The 19,231-nt window shown below is 49.3% G+C and carries 24 protein-coding genes; 8 read left to right on the top strand and 16 right to left on the bottom strand.

The features are described from left to right. Window positions 1–382: 382 nt before the first annotated feature. Window positions 383–1,555 (bottom strand): aldo/keto reductase, encoded by a 1,173-nt coding sequence (locus tag Q0991_RS15140; RefSeq protein ID WP_299489666.1) that lies wholly within the window; start codon window positions 1,553–1,555, stop codon window positions 383–385. A gap of 9 nt (window positions 1,556–1,564) precedes the next feature. Continuing rightward, window positions 1,565–2,077 (bottom strand): bifunctional nuclease family protein, encoded by a 513-nt coding sequence (locus tag Q0991_RS15145; RefSeq protein WP_299489668.1) that lies wholly within the window; start codon window positions 2,075–2,077, stop codon window positions 1,565–1,567. 236 nt (window positions 2,078–2,313) lie between these two features. On the opposite strand from Q0991_RS15145, the gene Q0991_RS15150 reads away from it, so the two are divergent. Beyond that, the gene (locus tag Q0991_RS15150; RefSeq protein ID WP_299489670.1) at window positions 2,314–2,976 is read left to right on the top strand and encodes a riboflavin synthase; all 663 of its coding nucleotides are present in this window, start codon (window positions 2,314–2,316) and stop codon (window positions 2,974–2,976) included. A 150-nt stretch (window positions 2,977–3,126) separates the two neighbouring features. On the opposite strand, the gene Q0991_RS15155 is transcribed toward Q0991_RS15150, so the two are convergent. Next, the gene (locus Q0991_RS15155) at window positions 3,127–3,468 is read right to left on the bottom strand and encodes an ankyrin repeat domain-containing protein (protein ID WP_299489672.1); all 342 of its coding nucleotides are present in this window, start codon (window positions 3,466–3,468) and stop codon (window positions 3,127–3,129) included. Between the two features lie 385 nt (window positions 3,469–3,853). Here Q0991_RS15155 and Q0991_RS15160 point away from each other — a divergent pair, with 385 nt between their 5' ends. The 3 genes from Q0991_RS15160 to Q0991_RS15170 are packed head-to-tail and all read left to right on the top strand — an operon-like array spanning window position 3,854 to window position 4,665. Further along, a complete protein-coding gene (locus Q0991_RS15160) occupies window positions 3,854–4,096 on the top strand; it encodes a DUF1902 domain-containing protein (RefSeq protein WP_299489674.1) in 243 nt (80 codons plus the stop codon). Between the two features lie 4 nt (window positions 4,097–4,100). Continuing rightward, window positions 4,101–4,298, top strand: coding sequence for a type II toxin-antitoxin system HicA family toxin (locus Q0991_RS15165; RefSeq protein WP_299489676.1), 198 nt, complete (start codon window positions 4,101–4,103; stop codon window positions 4,296–4,298). A 25-nt stretch (window positions 4,299–4,323) separates the two neighbouring features. Further along, window positions 4,324–4,665: an MGMT family protein gene (locus tag Q0991_RS15170; protein WP_299489678.1), complete on the top strand. Its 342-nt coding sequence runs from the start codon at window positions 4,324–4,326 to the stop codon at window positions 4,663–4,665. Here the strand turns inward: Q0991_RS15170 and Q0991_RS15175 are convergent. The 5 genes from Q0991_RS15175 to Q0991_RS15195 form a co-directional block, all read right to left on the bottom strand. Then, window positions 4,654–5,844 carry an ABC transporter permease gene (locus Q0991_RS15175; RefSeq protein WP_299489680.1) on the bottom strand — a complete coding sequence of 397 codons (1,191 nt, stop codon included), beginning with the start codon at window positions 5,842–5,844 and terminating at the stop codon, window positions 4,654–4,656. The two genes, Q0991_RS15170 and Q0991_RS15175, sit on opposite strands and share 12 nt — an antisense overlap. A 124-nt stretch (window positions 5,845–5,968) precedes the next feature. Next, on the bottom strand, window positions 5,969–6,829 hold the full coding sequence (locus tag Q0991_RS15180; protein ID WP_299489682.1) for a M56 family metallopeptidase: 861 nt from the start codon (window positions 6,827–6,829) through the stop codon (window positions 5,969–5,971). Next, on the bottom strand, window positions 6,829–7,248 hold the full coding sequence (locus tag Q0991_RS15185) for a BlaI/MecI/CopY family transcriptional regulator (RefSeq protein WP_299489684.1): 420 nt from the start codon (window positions 7,246–7,248) through the stop codon (window positions 6,829–6,831). Before Q0991_RS15185 ends, Q0991_RS15180 begins: the two co-directional genes overlap by 1 nt. Window positions 7,249–7,621: 373 nt before the next feature. Then, window positions 7,622–8,146 (bottom strand): pentapeptide repeat-containing protein, encoded by a 525-nt coding sequence (locus Q0991_RS15190; protein WP_299489686.1) that lies wholly within the window; start codon window positions 8,144–8,146, stop codon window positions 7,622–7,624. Window positions 8,147–8,213: 67 nt separating this feature from the next. Then, complete coding sequence (locus tag Q0991_RS15195) at window positions 8,214–8,543, bottom strand: YbjQ family protein (protein ID WP_299489688.1); 330 nt, start codon at window positions 8,541–8,543, stop codon at window positions 8,214–8,216. 154 nt (window positions 8,544–8,697) lie between these two features. On the opposite strand from Q0991_RS15195, the gene Q0991_RS15200 reads away from it, so the two are divergent. Next, window positions 8,698–9,153 (top strand): NADAR family protein, encoded by a 456-nt coding sequence (locus Q0991_RS15200; protein WP_299489690.1) that lies wholly within the window; start codon window positions 8,698–8,700, stop codon window positions 9,151–9,153. Here the strand turns inward: Q0991_RS15200 and Q0991_RS15205 are convergent. Continuing rightward, the gene (locus tag Q0991_RS15205; protein ID WP_299489692.1) at window positions 9,150–9,911 is read right to left on the bottom strand and encodes a pentapeptide repeat-containing protein; all 762 of its coding nucleotides are present in this window, start codon (window positions 9,909–9,911) and stop codon (window positions 9,150–9,152) included. The genes Q0991_RS15200 and Q0991_RS15205 overlap by 4 nt on opposite strands. 127 nt (window positions 9,912–10,038) lie before the next feature. Next, window positions 10,039–11,835: a DUF3685 domain-containing protein gene (locus Q0991_RS15210; RefSeq protein ID WP_299489694.1), complete on the bottom strand. Its 1,797-nt coding sequence runs from the start codon at window positions 11,833–11,835 to the stop codon at window positions 10,039–10,041. A gap of 190 nt (window positions 11,836–12,025) precedes the next feature. Between Q0991_RS15210 and Q0991_RS15215 the strand changes: the two genes are divergently transcribed. Both Q0991_RS15215 and Q0991_RS15220 read left to right on the top strand, forming a co-directional pair. After that, window positions 12,026–12,718, top strand: coding sequence for a rhomboid family intramembrane serine protease (locus Q0991_RS15215; RefSeq protein ID WP_299489696.1), 693 nt, complete (start codon window positions 12,026–12,028; stop codon window positions 12,716–12,718). A gap of 36 nt (window positions 12,719–12,754) precedes the next feature. After that, window positions 12,755–13,963, top strand: a complete 1,209-nt coding sequence (locus tag Q0991_RS15220; RefSeq protein ID WP_299489698.1) for a hypothetical protein — start codon at window positions 12,755–12,757, stop codon at window positions 13,961–13,963. Window positions 13,964–14,151: 188 nt separating this feature from the next. Here the strand turns inward: Q0991_RS15220 and Q0991_RS15225 are convergent, their stop codons facing one another. From Q0991_RS15225 to Q0991_RS15235, 3 genes are all read right to left on the bottom strand, one after another. Continuing rightward, window positions 14,152–14,703, bottom strand: a complete 552-nt coding sequence (locus tag Q0991_RS15225) for a DUF456 family protein (RefSeq protein WP_299489700.1) — start codon at window positions 14,701–14,703, stop codon at window positions 14,152–14,154. Then, window positions 14,703–15,365 (bottom strand): cofactor assembly of complex C subunit B, encoded by a 663-nt coding sequence (locus Q0991_RS15230; protein WP_299489702.1) that lies wholly within the window; start codon window positions 15,363–15,365, stop codon window positions 14,703–14,705. The genes Q0991_RS15225 and Q0991_RS15230 overlap by 1 nt, the downstream gene beginning before the upstream one ends. 129 nt (window positions 15,366–15,494) lie before the next feature. Next, window positions 15,495–16,505: a hypothetical protein gene (locus Q0991_RS15235; RefSeq protein WP_299489704.1), complete on the bottom strand. Its 1,011-nt coding sequence runs from the start codon at window positions 16,503–16,505 to the stop codon at window positions 15,495–15,497. Between the two features lie 216 nt (window positions 16,506–16,721). Between Q0991_RS15235 and Q0991_RS15240 the strand changes: the two genes are divergently transcribed. After that, window positions 16,722–17,264 carry a dihydrofolate reductase family protein gene (locus Q0991_RS15240; protein ID WP_299489706.1) on the top strand — a complete coding sequence of 181 codons (543 nt, stop codon included), beginning with the start codon at window positions 16,722–16,724 and terminating at the stop codon, window positions 17,262–17,264. Between the two features lie 120 nt (window positions 17,265–17,384). On the opposite strand, the gene Q0991_RS15245 is transcribed toward Q0991_RS15240, so the two are convergent. The 3 genes from Q0991_RS15245 to Q0991_RS15255 all read right to left on the bottom strand — a co-directional run bounded on the left by Q0991_RS15245 (window position 17,385) and on the right by Q0991_RS15255 (window position 18,784). Further along, window positions 17,385–17,675, bottom strand: a complete 291-nt coding sequence (locus Q0991_RS15245; RefSeq protein WP_299489708.1) for a hypothetical protein — start codon at window positions 17,673–17,675, stop codon at window positions 17,385–17,387. Then, window positions 17,675–17,962 carry a hypothetical protein gene (locus tag Q0991_RS15250; RefSeq protein ID WP_299489711.1) on the bottom strand — a complete coding sequence of 96 codons (288 nt, stop codon included), beginning with the start codon at window positions 17,960–17,962 and terminating at the stop codon, window positions 17,675–17,677. The genes Q0991_RS15245 and Q0991_RS15250 overlap by 1 nt, the downstream gene beginning before the upstream one ends. A 207-nt stretch (window positions 17,963–18,169) precedes the next feature. After that, window positions 18,170–18,784 carry a hypothetical protein gene (locus Q0991_RS15255; RefSeq protein WP_299489714.1) on the bottom strand — a complete coding sequence of 205 codons (615 nt, stop codon included), beginning with the start codon at window positions 18,782–18,784 and terminating at the stop codon, window positions 18,170–18,172. Window positions 18,785–19,231: the final 447 nt, after the last annotated feature.

The raw sequence follows: 19,231 nt of genomic DNA on the forward strand, positions 1-19,231 counted from the left end.
CAGAACCTCTGGCGGTTGATTTTGTAAATATTTGATTAAGAGATTGGCCTGAGCCTCCTCTGAATCACTCATAATAAAGTTGGCGTTTTCGGGGTCAAAAGCCATATAGCACCCTCAGAATCTGCTTGCATTCATTGTGTCATCTCTTCCCTTAGTATGCCCATCTTCTCGGTGGAGAGAAGCCCGAACCTCAAGGTTATTTGATCAACACTTCATCCAGAAATCAGAACTTCGTGACTGGGTGAACAAGCGTCCTGGTTCCTTGACGGTAGTATAAACGATTGTTAACTTTTTTGGCGAGATTTCAAGCTCAGAGCCCATAGCTCAATCGCGCGATTGCTGGTCACAAGGCGAGCTTTAGGCCAATCTATTCTTTTTGGTTCTAAATGGACTCCCATAAGCGAGGACGAGGCTGGCCTTGCAACCGAGTATGGGTATCTTGGAGCAATTGGGGAATCTCTAACTGCTCAGGACAACGAGGCAGACAATCGCCACAGTCCGTGCAGCGATTGCCTCGTCGGCCTGGGAACCAATGACCAGCATTTTCAAACATACGGTAGCGGTACTGGCCAAACTCTGTCATATCGTAAGCCAGGGTCAAGTTTCGTAGCCGCAGGATTTCTGGGATATGGATGTCTTCTGGGCAAGGCAGGCAAGCATAGCATTGCTGGCATAAGTCGGGCAGCGTCTGAGCTTGGGTTTGGAGGCGATCTAGAACCTGCTGTTCTGAATCTGTTAGGGGATGAATCTGATCTGCGATCGCAAGGGGCCAATCCAACTCTTCCGGCTTCGCAGCTCCCACGCTCAAGGTCGTCACTGCCGACTGACTGAGCAAAAATCGAGCATTGAGATGAAGGGGATCCAGCGGCTGACAAAGCTCTTGTAACCGCTCGGGAGGCGTGTACAGCAACCCGCCTTTATCTGCAGGAGAGATGATAAAAATACCCATCTCTTTTTGGCTCGCCAACTCAACGGCGGGGGCATTGCGCTGAAAGAAAACGTTGTAGTGCAGATTCACAAATTCGAATAAATCCGTCTCTAACGCCGCCAAAATAAGCGCTAACGAACCATGGGTGGAAAACCCTACATGGCGAATCCGACCTGCGGCTTTTGCAGCCTGTACTGCCTGCATACACCCTCGGGGATCCTGGATCCATGCCAGGTGTTCTGGGGTATTCAATCCATGAATCGCGAGACAATCCACAGCTTCTAGTCCCAGCCGTTCCAAGGATAAATCGATGGCTTGCGCCATGTCCTCAGCACTCGACTTCGGCGTAATTTTGGTGGTGAGATAGAGGCGATTGGCGTCTGGGGTTTGGTATGGTTCTGGCAGGTAGCAGCCGTCTTCCTTGGCAAGCTCTAACGTCTGGATCATCTGCCCCAAATAAACTTCGCTTTTCCCATAGCCTTGGGCGGTCTCAATATGATTAATCCCGAGTTCAAAGGCCCGCTGTATCGTCGCTTCGGCATTTTGAGCTGACTGCAAATACCGCATCGTCCCCAGGGAGAACACCGACAGATGCAGATTCGTCTTACCGAAACGGCGATATCTCATGGCGAAGGGTTAGCTGGATTCCGTGGTGGGCTCACTCCCCCCTTGACTTTGGATAAAGTCTTCGGGCCGAATATTATCGATAAATTCGCGAAATTCTTCTTGTTCTTGCAGATCCGCTTCTTGATCAACCGCAATGGAGGCTTCAGCAACCACTTCTTCTAATACCCAAATGGGGCTATCCATCCGCAGTGCGAGTGCGATCGCATCACTGGGACGGGCATCCACTTCTTTCTTAGAATCCCCCTGTTGTAGCGTCAGGACTGCGTAGAAGGTATTGTCTTGCAAAGAATGAATGACCACGCGTTCTAGCTCGATATCCCACTGATCCATGCAGTTGACGAGGAGGTCATGGGTCATGGGACGCGGTGTTCTTTGGCTTTCCAAGGCCGTGAGAATGGCTCTGGCCTCCGTTTGACCAATCCAAATGGGTAAAGCGCGACGTTCCGACGCATCTTTCAAAAGAACGATAGGCAGTCGGGTTGCGGCATCCAAGGCAATACCAGCAACATTCATTTCAATCATGCTTGTTGACCCAAGGGAACAGTGGCCACGGTGGATACTCTCTCATGCAAACCCATACCATTGAGGATTCTCTACAATTTCTTTAGGGAAGATGATGCCCTAATGATTGGATTGAGAATTGAAAAAGTAGATGGTTTAAAAACTTAAGATAAGATTTCCCCAATCTGATCCTAGCCAAGGCGATCAGAGTTTGACAATGTAAAAAATACCGATGTTAAGGATGGCTTTCTCGGCAAGTGTTTACAGGACTGATTCAAGGATTAGGCTATCTGCAGCCCCAAGGTCAACAGCAACTCTTGGTTCAGTGTAAGTCTGTACCATTTTGGGATAGCCTCGCCATCGGCGATAGTGTGGCTGTGGATGGGGTCTGTTTAACGGTCGAGACTCTAGTTGACCAAGGGTTTGGGGTGTCTGTTTCTCCTGAAACGGTGCAGCGAACAACTTTGTCTCAACGGTTGAATACCCGCCAAGCCGTAAATTTAGAACCGGCGCTGAGCGTGGGCGATCGGTTGGGCGGCCATTTTGTCACAGGTCATATTGATGACGTGGGGGTGGTTCAAGGGATTCAGCAAACCGACACCTCTTGGGAATTAAGTTTTGCGGTACCGGATGCGATCGCACGCTATATCGTCCACAAAGGTAGTGTGGCTATCAACGGCATCAGCCTTACCGTTGCCGACTGCGATGAGAGCGGTGCTCACTTCAAAGTAGCCGTTATTCCCCATAGTTTTGCCAACACAAACTTGCAAGACTTAAACCTCGGCGATCAGGTAAATATTGAAACCGATGTCTTGGGCAAGTACGTAGCCAAACTCCTACGTTTTCCGCGGCATGCGTCATCCACTGCTTCATTGCCAGAAATCACTCCAGAATTCCTCTCTACTCATGGCTTTGGATAGAAGAGAACAGTTCCATCCTCTCCTCACAATGCAAGGTGACACTTGAAGGGAAACGCTCCAAGGTCATTAATTGGAACCATGGCAGACGTACATTTTAACCACAATGCCACAACGCAATTCGCTGTCACCTAAACCATGGGCTTTAGCTTGTCATTCCCTAATGACTTTCTCTAAATGCATGGCAACTGCAGAATCACGTGAGTATGCAAATTCTAATAAACTTGAATATTGATCATCCTTGTATTCCAACTGTGCCCCGTGTTCGATTAGGTAATCAACAATTGATTCAGCCACACCAACTCCTCCAGTGGCCGCCATATCTATACACCATACTAATGGCGTCCAGCCAGTATCTGTCTTCTGATTGACATCACAACCTTGCCCAACCCAATATCTAACAGCAACTAAATCCTGACAATAAGCGGCATAGTGAAGTTCTGTTATCCCTCTCTCGTCTACCTTTGGCAACCAAAGCCGCGGTTTATCATTCATAGTGGTGATTTGTATGAATCTCTACACTAAGCCTCCCAATCTAAACCAAATTCACAGAAATTTATGACATCTGAAGAATCACACAAGTCTTAGCTGCAATCAAGATATAGGAATCAACAGATTGAATGCTAAATTCTTTACTGATCAAGTCTTTAGGCCTGAAAAGTGCTCTATGAAGATCAAAGTAGAGCTCGCTCCAGCATTGTTGTTCTAGCTCAGGTTTACATCAGTGATTGAGCAAAACACCAGGAGCCCATTCCTATTCCCCTATCAACAGTTCATGAGAAGGCAAATCCTTGAGCTTATACGTGGAGACTCAAGCATCAATCACAAGTTTGGTGCAATATTGGTACGCTAAGGAAAAGGAATTCAATAGCCAGAACCTATGGATCCAATCCGTTGCACCGTTGAAGCTTATTGGGATGACCAAGCATCAGTTTGGACTGCATCGAGCGAGGATGTACCTGGGCTAGCGACGGAAGCAGACACTCTAGAAGCATTAACTGAAAAGCTCAGAGATATGATTCCAGAACTCTTGCAGTTAAATGGAGTGAGTGCAGAAATGGGCCAAAATACCGTTGCGTGGGAGCTCATTAGCCATCGGCAGGAACAGATCCGAATAGCTTAATTGCATGCCTAAATCATTTACACCAGCCCTCAAAAAACTCTTGATAGAGGCAGGCTGCTACTTTGAACGGCAAGGAAAAGGAGACCATGAAATTTGGTTTAGCCCACGTACAGAACGTCGGTTTGTTGTCGATCAAGCCATTAAGTCTCGACATACCGCCAATGCAGTGCTGAAGCAAGCTGGCTTGCCCAAAGCGTTTTGACTTGGATTATCCCCCATACACATTTGTGAAAACCTCCAGCCATCAGAGTCAGCTCTATAAACAGATCTATGATTTGGTCCGCCAAATTCCTCCTGGCAAAGTCGCGACCTATGGCCAAATCGCTGAACTAATCGGCAGACCCCGTCATGCCCGTCAGATTGGCTATGCCCTATACCGAGTTGCACCGGATTCAGATATCCCCTGGCAGCGGGTTGTCAATGCCCAGGGCATGATTTCCCATTCCCCTCAGCGTCAGGGAAGCGATGACCTACAACGCATTTTACTGGAGCAAGAAGGCATCGCCTTCAATCACCGGGACAAACTAGATCTGCGCCGTTATCGTTGGCAACCGGACCTATTGGAGTGAGCCTCTGGGGTCCAAGATATCTCGCAGAGTGTCCCCCAAAAGGTTAAAAGACAGCACCGTCAAGATAATCAAAATAGCGGGGGGCCACACCAGCCAAGGCTGCAAGATCAAGATAGAAGCATTAGTCGATAGGGATAGCAAATTGCCCCAAGAGGGATCGGGCTGCTCAATTCCCAGACCAATCAGGCTTAATACCGATTCCGCCACAATAAAACTGGGAATGGCCAGGGTGGCCGAAATAATCACATAGGTGGCCGTTTGAGGGAGGACATGGCGGGTAATGATGTACAGTGGCCTGGCTCCCATCACCTTGGCCGCCTGAATAAACTCCTGCTCTTTAATCGATAGGACCTGACCGCGAATCACCCGAGCCAAGCCCGCCCAGCCCACAAACGAGGTAATTAACACAATCAGCAAAAAGCGCTCACTACTAGACAGTCCTGGCGGCAAAATCGCGGCCAGGGCGACTAGTAAATACAGTCCAGGAATAGTCATCAGGACTTCTACCAAGCGCATCAAAATGCTATCGACCCAGCCGCCGAAATAGCCAGAAATACCGCCCACTAGCATCCCTAAGGGCAGGGAGATGGCCACGCCCACTAAGCCAATACTGAGACTAATCCGACCACCAAACAGAATCCGACTTAGTTGATCACGGGCCTGATCATCGGTGCCGAGGACATTGAGATAGCCAGGGCCAGTGGTCCCAAATAAGTGGCGATCAAAGGGGACACCTGGGAACACCGTGACCTGATCAATTTTGGGATCAGACCAAGAGAATTGGGTGGGCAATGGCAGCTTTAACTGCAAAAAACGATAGTTCCAGCCTTTCACAAACAGGCGAATGGGAGACGGTTGGGTTCGATCCACTTGTAAATCTCGGATGCCCGTTTGCCAAGCTTTGGATTCTTTATTACGCCAGTCGATGGGTTCAAGGGTGGTGGGATAGACATGGGGACCTATCCATTGCCCATCGGCGTTGTGCCAATAAATTGGTGTGGGGGGTAATAGGGCTCCGTTTACCTGCGGTTGGCAGGCCCCAGTATTGATGGTTTCCGTGTCACAGGGGGCATAGGGGGCAACAAAGTCCGCTCCGATCACTAATACGTAGAATGTAATCAGAAGGGCGGCTCCAAATCGAGCCAATTTTTTCTGACGAAGCTGCTGCCACCAACTCATAATTTCCCGTCCTGGGTGCTGAAGATTTCAACATTTTAGGTCCTGGCATGATTAAACCATGCCAAGCTAGGGGTCACGGATGACGCTGACCCCATGTTGTGACACGGCTGGGCAAATTTCAGAGTTAGTAATGAAACGGAATCGTCAACAAAGGGGCAGCAGTGACCAATAAGCCGCTCCAGGTCCATGAATAGGATGGGGGAGCCGTTTCACGGGGGGTAAGTAGGGCATCGATTCGCTCTGATAATCGATGGCCCGTTGCCGTTTGCATGGCGGCACAAATATTCTCCGCAAATTCTGCGGGGTAGGGATTTACCATCAACAGCAAGGATTCTGCTAGCACCAAGGGATCAACCTGCTGGGCGGCCCACTGATCGGCCCGTAGTTCTCGCAGTAGCAAAAGCTCTTGCCAAAGTTCTGTGGAACGGGGTAGCCAATCCGTCAGCCGACGCAGCCAGCCCCACCAGAAAAACCAAAATGTATCGCGATACTGTTGATGCGCTTGTTCATGAACCAGTACGGCTGCCAGTTGATCGGCAGACAGGACCTGCACCAACCCCTTGGTGATCACTAGTTCAGACTGCCAAAATCCCACTTGAGCAGCATAGGGCAAGGCATGATCCACTTGGTAGGCTGAATGGCCATCAATATAAGCTTGGGGACAGGCATGCAGGCGCTGAAGGCTAGCTCGGCCTTCAATCAGAAGCTTGAGATTCAGGCAGGCTGCACCCCCCACAAACCCTGCCGCTACACCGTAGCTCCACCAACTTTCCCGGACCCACACCATATGACCCTGGGGTCCCATCCATAACACTGCGATCGCAGTCATCAGCAACAGCAAGGGAGACCATAAAAAGACCAGCAGATTTCCCTGCCATCGCTGGGCCCAGGTCCACTGTTCTCGCTTAGATTCCAGCCAGCGATAGCCATAGGTTCGACATAGCCAGGCCAAAGACAAAGCGCTGAGGATCATTAACAAATGCATTACTGCTCCTCCCTGGCTTTGCGAGCGGCCCGTATCTTATCTGCGATCGCTTCCAGTTGCTCGACGCTGGCTTGATCGAGATGATCAGCAAACGCAGCGACGGTATCAGGATTCCCGACGGCTAAGAACTGCTGCAGTTGGTCGTAGGCCCACAGGGAGTTGGCCTGTTCTCGGGAGACCAGAGGACGCCAAACAAAGCTGCGATTTTGCTTATCACAAGCTAACCAGCCTTTTTTAGTCAGGCGATTGAGAACGGTGGTAACGGAGGTGTAGGCCAATTCGCGATCGGGATTGGTCAAAATCTGTTCATGCACCTGTTTGACGGTGGCGGTCCCCAAATCCCAAATCAAATTGAGAATTTCGAATTCTAAGGGACCGAGAGAAAGCTGCTTGGGACGAAAGTCTGGGAGCGATGCCATCGCTGTTACTTCCTGCGGAGTAGTTTGCTATGTCCTAAGGTAGCGTAATGTCTGATGTCAGAACTGTTTAAACACAAGACTTTTTTGGGTCAGTGCGGGGGACCCCTAAGTGCTACAGGTCAGAGATTGTCTAGTCAAAGATGACAAATGGATTCATCTCAGCCAGGGTCATCCACGCAATGCCATACTTTTCTCGCAAAATCTTTTTCATCACAAGCCATTGCTGATGGCATAGTCCCCTATTACGGAACAAATTGGCAGTGTGTCGCAGCTCAAGCATTCGCGGCTGATGCCCAAGATTTAGTTCTTGGAGGGTTTGTAATCGTACTTTTTCAAATACGGGCTGCAATGATCATCTGCAATCTGATGGGGATTAAGGCGTGTCAGGGAGAGTATCTTTGATTAGTGATTCTTCGTTCGAATCATTACCGGCTGGAGTGTCTGAAGTGGACGAATCAGCAGGGGAAATGGGGCAATCATCCAAATTAACATCGGCATCCGTCAAGTCAGCCCCAGTGAGGTTGGCAACACAGACATCAGCACCCTGTAATTGTGCACTCCGTAAAACGGCTTGTGTAAAGTCAGTGCTGGTCAACTTGGCGTTTTCAAAATTACTGCCGTATAAGTAGGCTGCTGTGAGATTCGCGTTCTCTAAGTTTGCGTTTTCTAGATTGCTCAACAGCAAGGAGGTATTGCGGAGGTTAGCCCCTTGTAGGTTGGCATTCCGGAGGTTGGCATGGATTAGAATCAAGCCACTTAAATCAGCACCACTGAGGTCGCACCCTTCGCAAGCATTCACCTGTTTTAATTGGGCGACATGTTGGGGATCTGCAGCTTGGACCGCGGGACCAAATATAGTGCCTAGGGTAATTGCGATCGCAAAAACACCAAATTTCATGCGTTTTTTCTTCCGTCGCGACAGCTCCAAAGTGTACTCTAACAGATTCAGCGAATCGCAACGACTTTCAACTGGCCAATTTCACTGCTGTCCCTGTAGCTGTGATCAAGAGTAACACCCCAGTTTCATCAATGTTGATGGTGTCGGTACTGACTCGGACACCAATGACAGCATTGGCTCCTAGATGGTCTGCCCGTTTTTCCAGCTCAGAAATGGCATCGCGCTGGCCTCGTTCAAACACACGTTCATAACTGGCAGTACGGCCCCCGATGATATCGCGAATGCCAGCAAAGAAGTCTCGCAGTGCATTGCTACCATAGACGACTTCAGCGGTAACAATACCTAGATAGCCGTCTATCACTGCACCTTGAATAACATCTGTAGTCGTAGTGAGCATGGCTTTTCTCGGAATAATGATCTTAATTTGTTCAGCATAGCCGTTTACTTACCCCTCTAATCAAGGACTTCACAGAGAGAGAAATCTAAATTGAGGCCAGACGATGCAGTTTTACTGTCATCATGGAAGTAGACGTCGGGCAAGTTAGCTGAGGATGACCATATTTTTCTATAAAGTCCAAGACCCTTACGGATGTTTCTCCAATTTCTCCCTCCACCGCATTGATCTACAAGGGCATACTTGGCCTACCTCAGAACATTACTATCAAGCTCAAAAATATCAGGGCACGTCGCATCAAGGGCTATGTGACCAAATCAGACAGGCACCTACGCCAGAAGCGGCGGCGGCTCTAGGTCGCAACCCTGACTACAACGTTCAGCCAGATTGGGATGTGATTAAACCCAAGGTTATGTATGCTGCTGTGCGCACTAAATTCTTGGCCCATCCAACGATTCAGGCAGAATTGTTAGCCACAGGAGATGAACTGATTGTTGAGAATTCTCCCTTTGATGCCTATTGGGGCTGTGGTGCAGATGGGAATGGCCGCAATCAGCTTGGCAAAATCCTGATGCAAGTCCGACAAGATATTCGCCAGCTTCTTCAGCACTAGCGCTTGATGCTTACAGTGGGGGATGGATTAACAATGCGCCGATCGGGGAAAATCGTTCTGGAAAGCTTAGCGGTTTGCAATCTCTCCAACTGCACTTGGGCATCAGCCAAGTTGCTACTGCTGAGGTTGGCCTGTTCCATGATGGCATCTGTAAGTTGGGCAAATTTTAAGCCTGCTTCACTCAAATCCGCCATGCTGAGATTAGCGTGACTCAGATTAACGCGATCCAAGCAGGCCCCAATCAGGCAAGCACCACTGAGATTAGTCCCTTTCATCGAACTGTCTTGGCAGTTAGCTTCACTTAAATCCGCAAACATCAATGTTGCAGAATCTAAATTGGCCCCGGTTAAATTGGCATCTCTTAAATCGGCGCTATTAAGGGTCGCTCCCCAAAGATAAGAGCGTTGCAAATTAGCCCGTTGCAAACAGACTCTCTCTAAATCTGCTTTCAGTAAATAGGTTCCCCGAAGATAGGCATCACTTAAATTAGCCTCGGTGAGAACACTCCCTTGAACATTGACGCCCCATAGGTTCGCACCACATAGCTGGGCGCCTGCCAAATTGGTATTTTCGATATAGCTATGTTTAAAATTAGCCCCAAACAGATAAGCACCTTCTAAGTTCATATGGCTGAACTTGGCTTTGATAAAGGTCGCGCCAGATAAATTTTGCTGGCTTAAGTCGGCGTTGCTCAACTCTACTTCAGAAAAATTTCGTTCTCCAGCGGCATAACGCTCCAACAGCTCAGCGACTTGCATGTTCAATCCACCTAATTCCAATCCTGAGCTTTGATCTTAGTCACTGGATTGAAGGAGTGATAAGAGTGAATATACCGATTCCGATCGGCTGCGGATGACGCAAAATGGTGAATCTACGGACCTGTGATTATTTCTCTTGATGGCTTTTCCGGCTAACAAAAATATCTTGCCAAGTGCCCCCGACGCCCTGCAAAATGCCGCGACCAATCAGTCCGAGTCCCCGCCCAATTACCTGGGTGAGGATATACACAACCCCGCGACCGAGGAAGGTAAAGGTGGCTTGGAGGGGCGGTGCGATCGCATCCCTCGCTTCTAAGGCCAAGGTGACGAAAAACCGGATGCCCTGAAGTTTTTGTAGTTCCTGATCTCGAGAGCCATAGACCGCAATTTTCTGCAGTCCCGCCTCGCTAAAGACAATTAACCCATACTGGCTTTCAAAAATCTCCGTCGGCTCTTTAAACAAGCGCCGAATCCGGTAGTGATTGGAGAGGGCATTACGAAACCGTTCAATATCGCGGGTGGAAATTAAAGTGCGATCGTAGAAGCTTTGCTTAATCGCTTCATTCGTAGCAAAGCGGTTGAGTAAGGGCTGAAGGACGCCATTGGCGATGTTGACAATTATATTGCTTAGGAGAGCTTCGGTCTGGAGCATGGCTTCGGGCGAGCCAACGGCTGAGAGGGTGTTATCGACCCGTAAAGGGGCTTGAAACAGAAGATGCTCCAGTAGCTCTGTGACTAGGGGGATTTTGTTGAGGATTTCGGCTTCGACTATGGCCTGATCTTGCTGGAGGACACTGACGATTTCAATATCCTCTGGATCTTGAGCACTAGAGGATAAAGGAATGGTCAAATACTTGCCAAAAAAGTCAGCAGTGGACCCCAGCCAGAGGTCTTGCAGGAGTTTGGAGCGTTTGGTTGCCAATTGCGATCGCGTCACTTGGGAATAGCGCAAGTCTTCAACCCCGCTTTCAAAGCGCTTGAGCACAATCAGAAATAAATCCTGGCGCTTCTGGGCTTTGAGAATATCAATCTCTAGGGGATCTGGGGTGCGATTTTGGAGACTGGTCGGTAGCTTGGTTAATAAGGCATCTATCAATACGGTCGTGAGGTCTGGCTGAGGAGCTAAGGCACTCTCGTCACTGATTTCGGTAATCCGAGAGGGTACTGCTAACTCATCGGTGTCCCAAGGATCGACGTTGGCCCAGGAAAAGGCAGGCTCCTCAGGTTCAGACGGGGGTTCTTCAGACGCATCACTTTGACGCTCCAAATACTGGCGCACTAGCCAGCGCACCGTTTGCAATTCCCGCTCCCGCCCCTCGTTGACGGCCCGCTGCCACTGGGTTAAGGCCTCCCCTTGGCGGCGGGATTGCAACTGCTCTAGGGTTTGCTCAATTTGCTTTAACCCGGTTTGCATAAAGACTTGCCGCAACAGGGTAAAGGCCGTCACGTTTTGGGGGGGCGGTGGTGGGGCAGCAGGTGCCTGTACGAGCTGGGCCTGGGCCTTCTGGGCGGCATCCCACACCCGCTGTCCTTGACTGGCTCGTCGGAGCTGCTGGATGAGCGTAGATGTATCCACACTGCCTTTGCGGCAGAAGCCTTCCACGCCCACCTGCCAGAGTTTAGTCAGTTGATCTGGCTCAATGGTCGCCGATAAAACAAACAGCGCCAGACGGGGATAGCGCCCCTTAAGCTGCTGGCAGAGGAGGGCATTGGCTTCGGTATCAGCGGCCCGACTGACATCCAAAATCAGCAAGTCGAGGGATTGGGGATCAACCTCTGGGCTGGCATCTATGTCGCTCTGAGTTGAGAAAAGCTGTAAGATCTGGGCTGGATCTTCGGCCTCTGCGACCACCTGAATATCGGGCACGGCCATAAGGCAGGCTTTTAGCCCCATCCGAAAGATTGGATCGGTATCCGCTAACATGAATTGAAGGGGGTGTGCCTGTGTTGCTACTGCCTGCTCTGTCATGCCCTGTCTGGTGTTTAGAGCTTGTGCTCCTGAAATTCTTGTCGCCGATCTGGGTCAGACCATTTGTCCGGTTCAAGAGGGCGACGGCTACATGGCCTCATGTAGAGGATAGTGCACTTTTAGTGGAATCGATCAAAAAAGACCTGTGGTACCCTTACGCGATAATAACCCCACTCGGATTACCCCTTTTGTTACCTACGTCATTATTGCCCTGAATATTGTTGTCTTCCTGCATGAATTGCGCTTGGGGCCAGAATTGAATGCCTTTTTCCGGTTGTGGGCGGTGGTTCCCCAGGACTTAACGGCCAGCTTTCGGGGCGAACCGACGGCTTTACCCCATCCCGCCTGGATTACCCTGTTTACCTCTCAGTTCCTGCACGGGGGGATTTTGCATATTGCCGGAAATATGCTGTTTCTGTGGGTATTTGGGAACAATATTGAAGACAAGCTCGGCCATGTCAAGTACCTGGTGTTTTATCTAAGCTGCGGAGCCCTAGCCGCCCTTAGCCAATGGTTCTTCAATATCAATTCTGATATTCCTTCCTTGGGAGCCAGTGGTGCGATCGCAGGGGTAATGGGGGCTTATATTATTCGCTTCCCCAAAGCCGAAGTTTTGACCCTGGTGCCCTTAGGGTTTTTCTGGTGGACGGTCAATCTGCCTGCGGTCTTCTTTTTGGGGTTCTGGTTTGCCCAGCAAGCCTTTAACAGCGTCGCGAGCCTGAATGCGCCGATGAATATGGGGGGTGTGGCCTACTGGGCTCATGCGGGGGGCTTTGTATTTGGGGCATTGCTAGGACCTTTGATGGGGCTATTTGATGACGATCGGTCCCGCCGTTAACGTGAATCTGAATCTACATTTTTTGAATCGACTTTTATGGTGAATTTTGCTCAATCCGTTAAGCTGATCGGGCTGATCGGTTGCTCATCGCTGTTGGTGAATTGCACCCTCTTGCGCACAAAAGCCTCCGAACCCGATGCGTTTCGGTTAGAAGCAATGCCAATTGAATATGAGTCTTTAGCGTCTAAGCCTGCCACTCCGTTAAGCAAGGTCTTTCAGCTGTCCTTTTACGACTATGACCTGAACTGGAAGAAGGTTATCAAAACCGTTGATGTTGCGCCCCTCCAGTATCGTGGCAATGAACCGCAGTTTGCTCTGGATGCCAATGGTCGAGAATATTTAACGTCCCCCGTGCCTGGTCGGACCAATGTGGACGGCAAGTCGGTGCTGACGGATACACCGCTGAATTGGTATGGCCAGGGTCCAGCAATTGTGTTTGAGCGTAAACCGGGTACGGTGATTCTGCCGCTATTACCCGATCACACTTATAAGACGGTTAAAGCTGAGATTGAGAAAACGGGCGGCAAGGTTCTAGGCATTTTTGGCACGACGTTCAAAGGCTTTACCAAGGAAAAGGAATCGATTCCCCTGAGCTATGTCTATTTCAATCCCAATCGGTTGCCAAAGAATGCGGGCAAAACGGATTTGCCTATTTATCGCTCCTCTGAGATTCCGGGGCAATCTGCGCCCAATATTCTGTTGTCAGGGCTGGTGACCTATGCGGATGGGCGATCGGCTTATCTGGATTTTAGCGATCTGGAAGGGGAAGGAAAGACCCGTAATGAGCAACTGGATGATATCAAGGGGCAAATTCGCAAGGAGCTAGAGCAGCTTGAAGCCCAACCGGATGTGGCGGTTGTCACGATTGATACTCATGGGGTGATTCGCAAGACCGCGGATATTGAGGCGGTGTTGGAGCGCGGAGAGTATAAGCGAGGGGGGCCGTTTTTACTGCATGAGACACAGTCGGTAGCGCGGGGGATTCGGGTGTTTAATGATCAAACGAAGGCATATGTGGGCTCGATGATTACACCGTCCTTGCTGATGAAGGATTGTTTATCTGTTGCTAAGCAAAAGTTTGGCCCAGATGCGGTGATTCAGTTTTTGGATGGGGATGCGCCGGCTGCAGCCTATTTCGAGGACTACAATCCCACCGCCGAATTAGATTTGAAAGATCCGATTGTGCTCAATGCCTTTCGCCTCAGGGAAGCGAAGGGGTTGGAATTAATTGTGCATTACGACTGATAGCGGACTAATCCGTTGCTGGAATATTCAGAAGAAACAAGCGCTTGTCGGACGGTTCGTGTAGGCTCGCAATATGGTACTCAATCTTTATCGCAAGCATGGATTGACCAATATGGCTCAAGCAAAACGGCGCTGCGCGCAATCTTTTGACCTGCTAATGGATGTTTTTAGCATGAAATAGCTCTGATTCAACCCATTACACTAGACCAAGTTGTTACCACAAATACAATGACCGCAGCCAAAGCCAGTACCCCTTGAATTAAATTACCAATTAATGAACTCGCAACTACGGCTACTGCGGCTTTGAGCGCTTGTTTGATATTTCGACGATACAGAAATTCTCCAATAAATGCCCCAATAAAGGGTCCGATTAATAAACCAATAATTGGGCCACCAATGACCAGAGCAGGCGGTAAAAGACCGAATACAACAGCAATTAGACCAACCATTGCCCCGATTTGTCCCCAACGACTGACCCCTGCTTTTTTCGCGCCCCAAAACGTTGCTAAGAAATCTACGGCTGTGCTGAGAATCAGAACGGCAATGGCGACTCCTAATGCGATGCCGATCTTGCTAAAGCCAGTCAATAGTCCCCAGAGCAAAATAGCGGCTAAGACTAAACTGGAACCGGGTAAAGCCGGAATGACGGAACCTATTACCCCCACTAGCATGATGGCAATCAGTAGCCAGTACAGAATGACTTGCTGGTCTTGGAAAAAGCTGAATAGGTCCACTGACATTATCCAGAAATAGACATTGATTCTTGTTGACTGAGGGTGTTGTCTAACTTATCTGCGATCGCACTCACCCAGGCTTCATCTTGATTCGTATAGCTGCGGGGCACATTTGCACCTAAAATCAGAACGCCCTCCTTACCAATAGGTTGGCAAATCACGCCCTGAGTATTTTCAGGGAGGTAGTCAAACTCGACCTTGCCGGGATAAAGCTTGAGGGCCACCAGATAAACGGCTTTTTCTGTTTTGAGAACGCGCTCAACAATGGCACCCGGCTTGACCGTTGAAGTCGGTCCTAAGATCCCTCTGCGCAGCAATACCTGATCGCGATACCAAACGACCACGGATTTGGTAACGGTATTGGTCAGCAAAATATGAGACGCCCATGCCAACTCGGTTTTGGCCGTTTCTGATAAAGTAGGTGCAAGTTCAAATCCCTGCTCTCCAATCAGTTCAACCGCATCGGGAGATCGCGGCTGCACTCGCTGCCATATTAAACCTGTCAGAATTAACACAGCACTGATAATGACGCCGACAGCGTCAGAACGGGCCTGGGAGGTGGTTAGGCTGGGGGTCAGTAAGCGATTAATCAGCAATAGGGTTCCGCCTAGCCCCCCTACCGCAAAGGGCAATAACCGCAAGATTCGATTGGGATCAGACTTCGCCATCCCTGTTCGCGTTAAATGTCAGCACTCTCTCTATGTTAATTCCTTGGAGTCAGTGCTTCCAAGGTAGGTGAGCTAGCCCCACTCCTGGCATCTCTGCTTAGCTTTGGAGATAATCCTCAGGCTAAGCCGTCACTTTAAGGTGAACTGTTTACGAATTGGCCTGGAAGAGCGGGCCTCAAGCGAGGTTATTAACTCGTACTCTCCGGGGGGGAACCCTTTCTTTGGGGACGGAATCCCGAGGGTATAAGTCCCGACCTTTCGATCGAGGTCGCTGGTCTCTCGAAAGAGCTGGATGAGGGGATTTTTAGCGTCCTTAGTTTTAACACGATAGCGGAGGAGATAGGTGATTTCTGAGTCGCCTCGGAATTGCACATTGGCAATACTGGGGAGTTCGGCTGTAAACGAGAGAATCTTGACTTGAGTTGAGAGTTCGCTGAAGTCTTCTTCGCAAGGTTGCTTAGCATCACGACTCCCCTCGCAAACTTTGATGCTAGTGACGCTGTTATTCAAACCCGCATCATCAATCTCGCCTTCATTTCGATTGGTCACATCCTGTGGATCGGTCCACACCGAAAAGACTTTTTCAGACGACACGGGTTCTTTATTGCCAAGCCCTTCTGGCGTCAGGGTGATCCGATAGTTACCGGGTTGCAAATTCACCTGATCTAGCGCCAGTAATACCTCTTGTTCTCCTTGGGGGACATCAAAGACTTGACTCAACACCTCAGATTCTTGCTCAGGTTCTGGCCAGTAATCCAGCCTAACTTTGACTTGCTTGGCAGTGTTAGCCTGACGGAGTTTTGCACTCACAGAAATCTGCTGAGTTTGCTCGATAAACGCAATCTCATGCTGTTCGCATTGCCCCTCTACAGGTGTTGTGCACACGGCGACATTCGCAAACCGAACTAGATTCTCTCCGGTAACCATCAAAGCGGCGAACAACATAATCACGGCTAAGAATAGTTTTAGAAATCGCGATCGCAACCATGGTAAACGCTGGTTAATCTGGCTTTGAAGCGGTGGAGCTACCAGGAGTACAGTCAGGGAGGTAATGATAAAGCCAATCCATTGCCCTGAAACCAATAACCCTAGGCCTATGAAAAGCGCCAAAATGGTTAGAATCCATTGCAAGATTTTCATCAGTTAGAAAAATTAACGCCAACACTTCCACCGCTTTATACCATTAAAATGCCTTTTTACTTTGCTGGAATAGTAAATGAACCACCCCGCTCTGAGAGGAACAGGGTTTCCATCCCACTTAGGGGGAGTAGATGAACTCATTTAGGGGGGACGGGGTATCCACTATACGGCTGAACAATTTGCAGGCCAGTACCAACATGAGGGAAACGGTTATCCATGAGCACTAAAGTCTCTGTCTTTATTGCCACCAGTCTGGATGGGTTTATTGCCAGGAAGAATGGCGACCTCGACTGGCTAAATGACGCCAACGCGACTGTTCCAGAGGGTGAAGACTGTGGCTACCAGTCCTTTATGGCGTCGGTGGATGTTTTGATTATGGGGCGCAAGACCTATGAAAAGGTTCTGTCTTTTGGGGAGTGGCCCTATGGCCAGACCCAAGTCATTGTCATGAGTCGTAACCCCATTGACTTTCCCGCCGAGTTACCTGCCTGGGTTACACACTCTGCTGAAACGCCGTCTGCGTTGTACCAACGCCTCGTTAAAGAGGGCGCTCAGCATTTGTACATTGATGGTGGGATGACCATTCAACGGTTTTTGGCTGCGGGTCTGATTGATGAGCTGACCCTGACCGTGATTCCTATTCTCTTGGGGGAAGGGCAGCCTCTATTCGGCCCTTTAGAGAAGGATATCCAGCTAACTCCCATCAGTTCACGCACTTATGATTTTGGATTTGTTCAGCTCAAATATGCTGTTACCTAAAGCCGATGCACCGATGAAATCATCCTTGTTTGGTTTGTGTGCGATCGCAAGACTGAATCAACCTGCCCATGGCATCTCTTCTTTGCAATTGCCATCGAAGGTTTCTAAATGATTTCCTTTTTAAGGATGGGGTGTAATCGCCACCACTGTAATTTCTTCTGGATTAGGTCCATAAAACCAAAACACCCGAAATGCAGCTGGTGTTTTATTCTCCACATATGCCTCAAAGACGTCTTCACCCTTGGGGCCTTTTAGGGAAGAAAACTTATGGGTTTTGAGGCTGGGGTGCCTCAGGTTCGTCTCCATCAACCCCAGGGTTTTGAGAACCTTCTTGTGCTTTTTGGGATCTTCCTTTGCCAGTCGCTCAATCGTTACCATCGCCTCAGAACTGAGTTGGAGCCGGAACTGCATCAATCCTCCACCTCAAGATCCGCATACTGAGCAAACGAGCCCAGCTTATGGATCTCTCCCTGAGCGACATCCTGCATCCCCTGTCGGACAGTTGCGATCGCATCAGGGTTATTCCAAAGCCATAACTCCTGTTCAGGGACAGGGACCACAGGATCTAAGAGAATTTGTCCCGCCTCATTCATCAAAACACGGTAGTTTTTCCCGGAAGCTGTCATCCCCAAACTGATGCGTCCGCGATTATCAGGTTGCACGAGATCCTTCACAACCTGAAACTCTTGGTTATCCATATCAACCCTTGGCCACTGAACAACTACTATTATGCGATAAAGTTAGGGTAATACCCTAAAACCCCACATCAGAACACTCAGGGCAGCTATACAACCAGCAAAGAATGCGACCTGTCCTCAAAAGGTCTTCATCTACCTGGCATCGCGCCTATCAGCACAGTCTTCAGAGCCCCGAAGCCCTCAGCCTGCTATAAAAGTGGGTCACATTTAGCGGGACCAAACAGCGCCAAATCGCTTCCAGACGCGGTGTCGATAGACCGCGTATAGCAGCACCGAACTCATGATTAACAGGTGGATCTGAAAGGCGGCATTGGCGATGTTCCACACGGGAATGGAGGGAAGCACAAGCACCACACTTAAAAAGCTGGCAATATACATCGCACCTGTCTCGGTTTTGGGGTACTTCCAGGTTTTGATTAAGGTGGGAAAAGAGGCAAAGATGTCTCCGATGATGGCGCAGAGAATCGCGAGTTGCGGCGATGCGATCGCACCCCATAAAATCACGGCTAACAGCGAAAAAGCGCCACAGGTCAGATCAAAAATACTGATTTTCCAGTAACTGCGTTGATTGACAAAAGAAGCTAAAAAGATCAGCAATGGCAGCAAACCGGCAATAAAAATGCGCAGCGTCGCCCAGCGAGCTGCCCCTGCGGAGAGTGCAGCTGCTGTACTAATCAGAGGCGATAACGCCCACATGGACCAAGACACCCGATTGGGCTGGGTCCGGCCTGCTAGCGTATCGCGAATATAGACCGATGCTCCAGCGACACTGATTAACACGCTGAAGACGACCAGCCAATGAATTAACGGTAAACCTAGCATTCAGTTATGGTAACGCCTAGAAAGTCCCCAACAAACGCAGCTGCGAATTACTGCCATTTAGTGCGAATGTACTTATGTGACCAAGATTTCAGAGGGAGATTTCTAACAACAGACTCTCATTGAAATCCAAGTTGAATCATTCTGTCGCAAGTACAACAGAGCTAGAAATACTACCAAAGAATAGTTACCCCGATTGGGAAAAAGATCTACCCTCTTCACACTAGGGCATGTGGGTCTTCTTTCTCAAAGCCATACTGAGTGAAACTCATTGCCCTCGACTAGCCTAAGATGTCGAGGATGCAGTCGCTCCATTTCATTAAGAAATTTACTCCTTTGGAGAAAATAATAGTGCGGTAGGCGGGTGTGAGAGAAGTCGAATGTGTGGTCATAACGGGCATACTTAAGCGCAGCCTCAGTCAAAATCATCTTTATCAAAGGGGTGTTATG

Origin of the sequence: Acaryochloris sp. IP29b_bin.137 (assembly GCF_028285745.1) — a bacterium.
Taxonomy (GTDB): domain Bacteria; phylum Cyanobacteriota; class Cyanobacteriia; order Thermosynechococcales; family Thermosynechococcaceae; genus Acaryochloris.

What these genes read in the sequence shown, in the direction of transcription:
- Q0991_RS15165 (WP_299489676.1), top strand. Translation starts at nt 4,101, where the DNA reads ATGCCTAAATCATTTACACCAGCCCTCAAAAAACTCTTGATAGAGGCA.
- Q0991_RS15255 (WP_299489714.1), bottom strand. Translation starts at nt 18,784, where the DNA reads ATGCTAGGTTTACCGTTAATTCATTGGCTGGTCGTCTTCAGCGTGTTA.
- Q0991_RS15250 (WP_299489711.1), bottom strand. Translation starts at nt 17,962, where the DNA reads ATGGATAACCAAGAGTTTCAGGTTGTGAAGGATCTCGTGCAACCTGAT.
- Q0991_RS15200 (WP_299489690.1), top strand. Translation starts at nt 8,698, where the DNA reads ATGACCATATTTTTCTATAAAGTCCAAGACCCTTACGGATGTTTCTCC.
- Q0991_RS15225 (WP_299489700.1), bottom strand. Translation starts at nt 14,703, where the DNA reads ATGTCAGTGGACCTATTCAGCTTTTTCCAAGACCAGCAAGTCATTCTG.
- Q0991_RS15155 (WP_299489672.1), bottom strand. Translation starts at nt 3,468, where the DNA reads ATGAATGATAAACCGCGGCTTTGGTTGCCAAAGGTAGACGAGAGAGGG.
- Q0991_RS15220 (WP_299489698.1), top strand. Translation starts at nt 12,755, where the DNA reads ATGGTGAATTTTGCTCAATCCGTTAAGCTGATCGGGCTGATCGGTTGC.
- Q0991_RS15210 (WP_299489694.1), bottom strand. Translation starts at nt 11,835, where the DNA reads ATGTTAGCGGATACCGATCCAATCTTTCGGATGGGGCTAAAAGCCTGC.
- Q0991_RS15205 (WP_299489692.1), bottom strand. Translation starts at nt 9,911, where the DNA reads ATGCAAGTCGCTGAGCTGTTGGAGCGTTATGCCGCTGGAGAACGAAAT.
- Q0991_RS15185 (WP_299489684.1), bottom strand. Translation starts at nt 7,248, where the DNA reads ATGGCATCGCTCCCAGACTTTCGTCCCAAGCAGCTTTCTCTCGGTCCC.
- Q0991_RS15140 (WP_299489666.1), bottom strand. Translation starts at nt 1,555, where the DNA reads ATGAGATATCGCCGTTTCGGTAAGACGAATCTGCATCTGTCGGTGTTC.
- Q0991_RS15160 (WP_299489674.1), top strand. Translation starts at nt 3,854, where the DNA reads ATGGATCCAATCCGTTGCACCGTTGAAGCTTATTGGGATGACCAAGCA.
- Q0991_RS15190 (WP_299489686.1), bottom strand. Translation starts at nt 8,146, where the DNA reads ATGAAATTTGGTGTTTTTGCGATCGCAATTACCCTAGGCACTATATTT.
- Q0991_RS15235 (WP_299489704.1), bottom strand. Translation starts at nt 16,505, where the DNA reads ATGAAAATCTTGCAATGGATTCTAACCATTTTGGCGCTTTTCATAGGC.
- Q0991_RS15145 (WP_299489668.1), bottom strand. Translation starts at nt 2,077, where the DNA reads ATGATTGAAATGAATGTTGCTGGTATTGCCTTGGATGCCGCAACCCGA.
- Q0991_RS15175 (WP_299489680.1), bottom strand. Translation starts at nt 5,844, where the DNA reads ATGAGTTGGTGGCAGCAGCTTCGTCAGAAAAAATTGGCTCGATTTGGA.
- Q0991_RS15240 (WP_299489706.1), top strand. Translation starts at nt 16,722, where the DNA reads ATGAGCACTAAAGTCTCTGTCTTTATTGCCACCAGTCTGGATGGGTTT.
- Q0991_RS15180 (WP_299489682.1), bottom strand. Translation starts at nt 6,829, where the DNA reads ATGCATTTGTTAATGATCCTCAGCGCTTTGTCTTTGGCCTGGCTATGT.
- Q0991_RS15195 (WP_299489688.1), bottom strand. Translation starts at nt 8,543, where the DNA reads ATGCTCACTACGACTACAGATGTTATTCAAGGTGCAGTGATAGACGGC.
- Q0991_RS15245 (WP_299489708.1), bottom strand. Translation starts at nt 17,675, where the DNA reads ATGCAGTTCCGGCTCCAACTCAGTTCTGAGGCGATGGTAACGATTGAG.
- Q0991_RS15230 (WP_299489702.1), bottom strand. Translation starts at nt 15,365, where the DNA reads ATGGCGAAGTCTGATCCCAATCGAATCTTGCGGTTATTGCCCTTTGCG.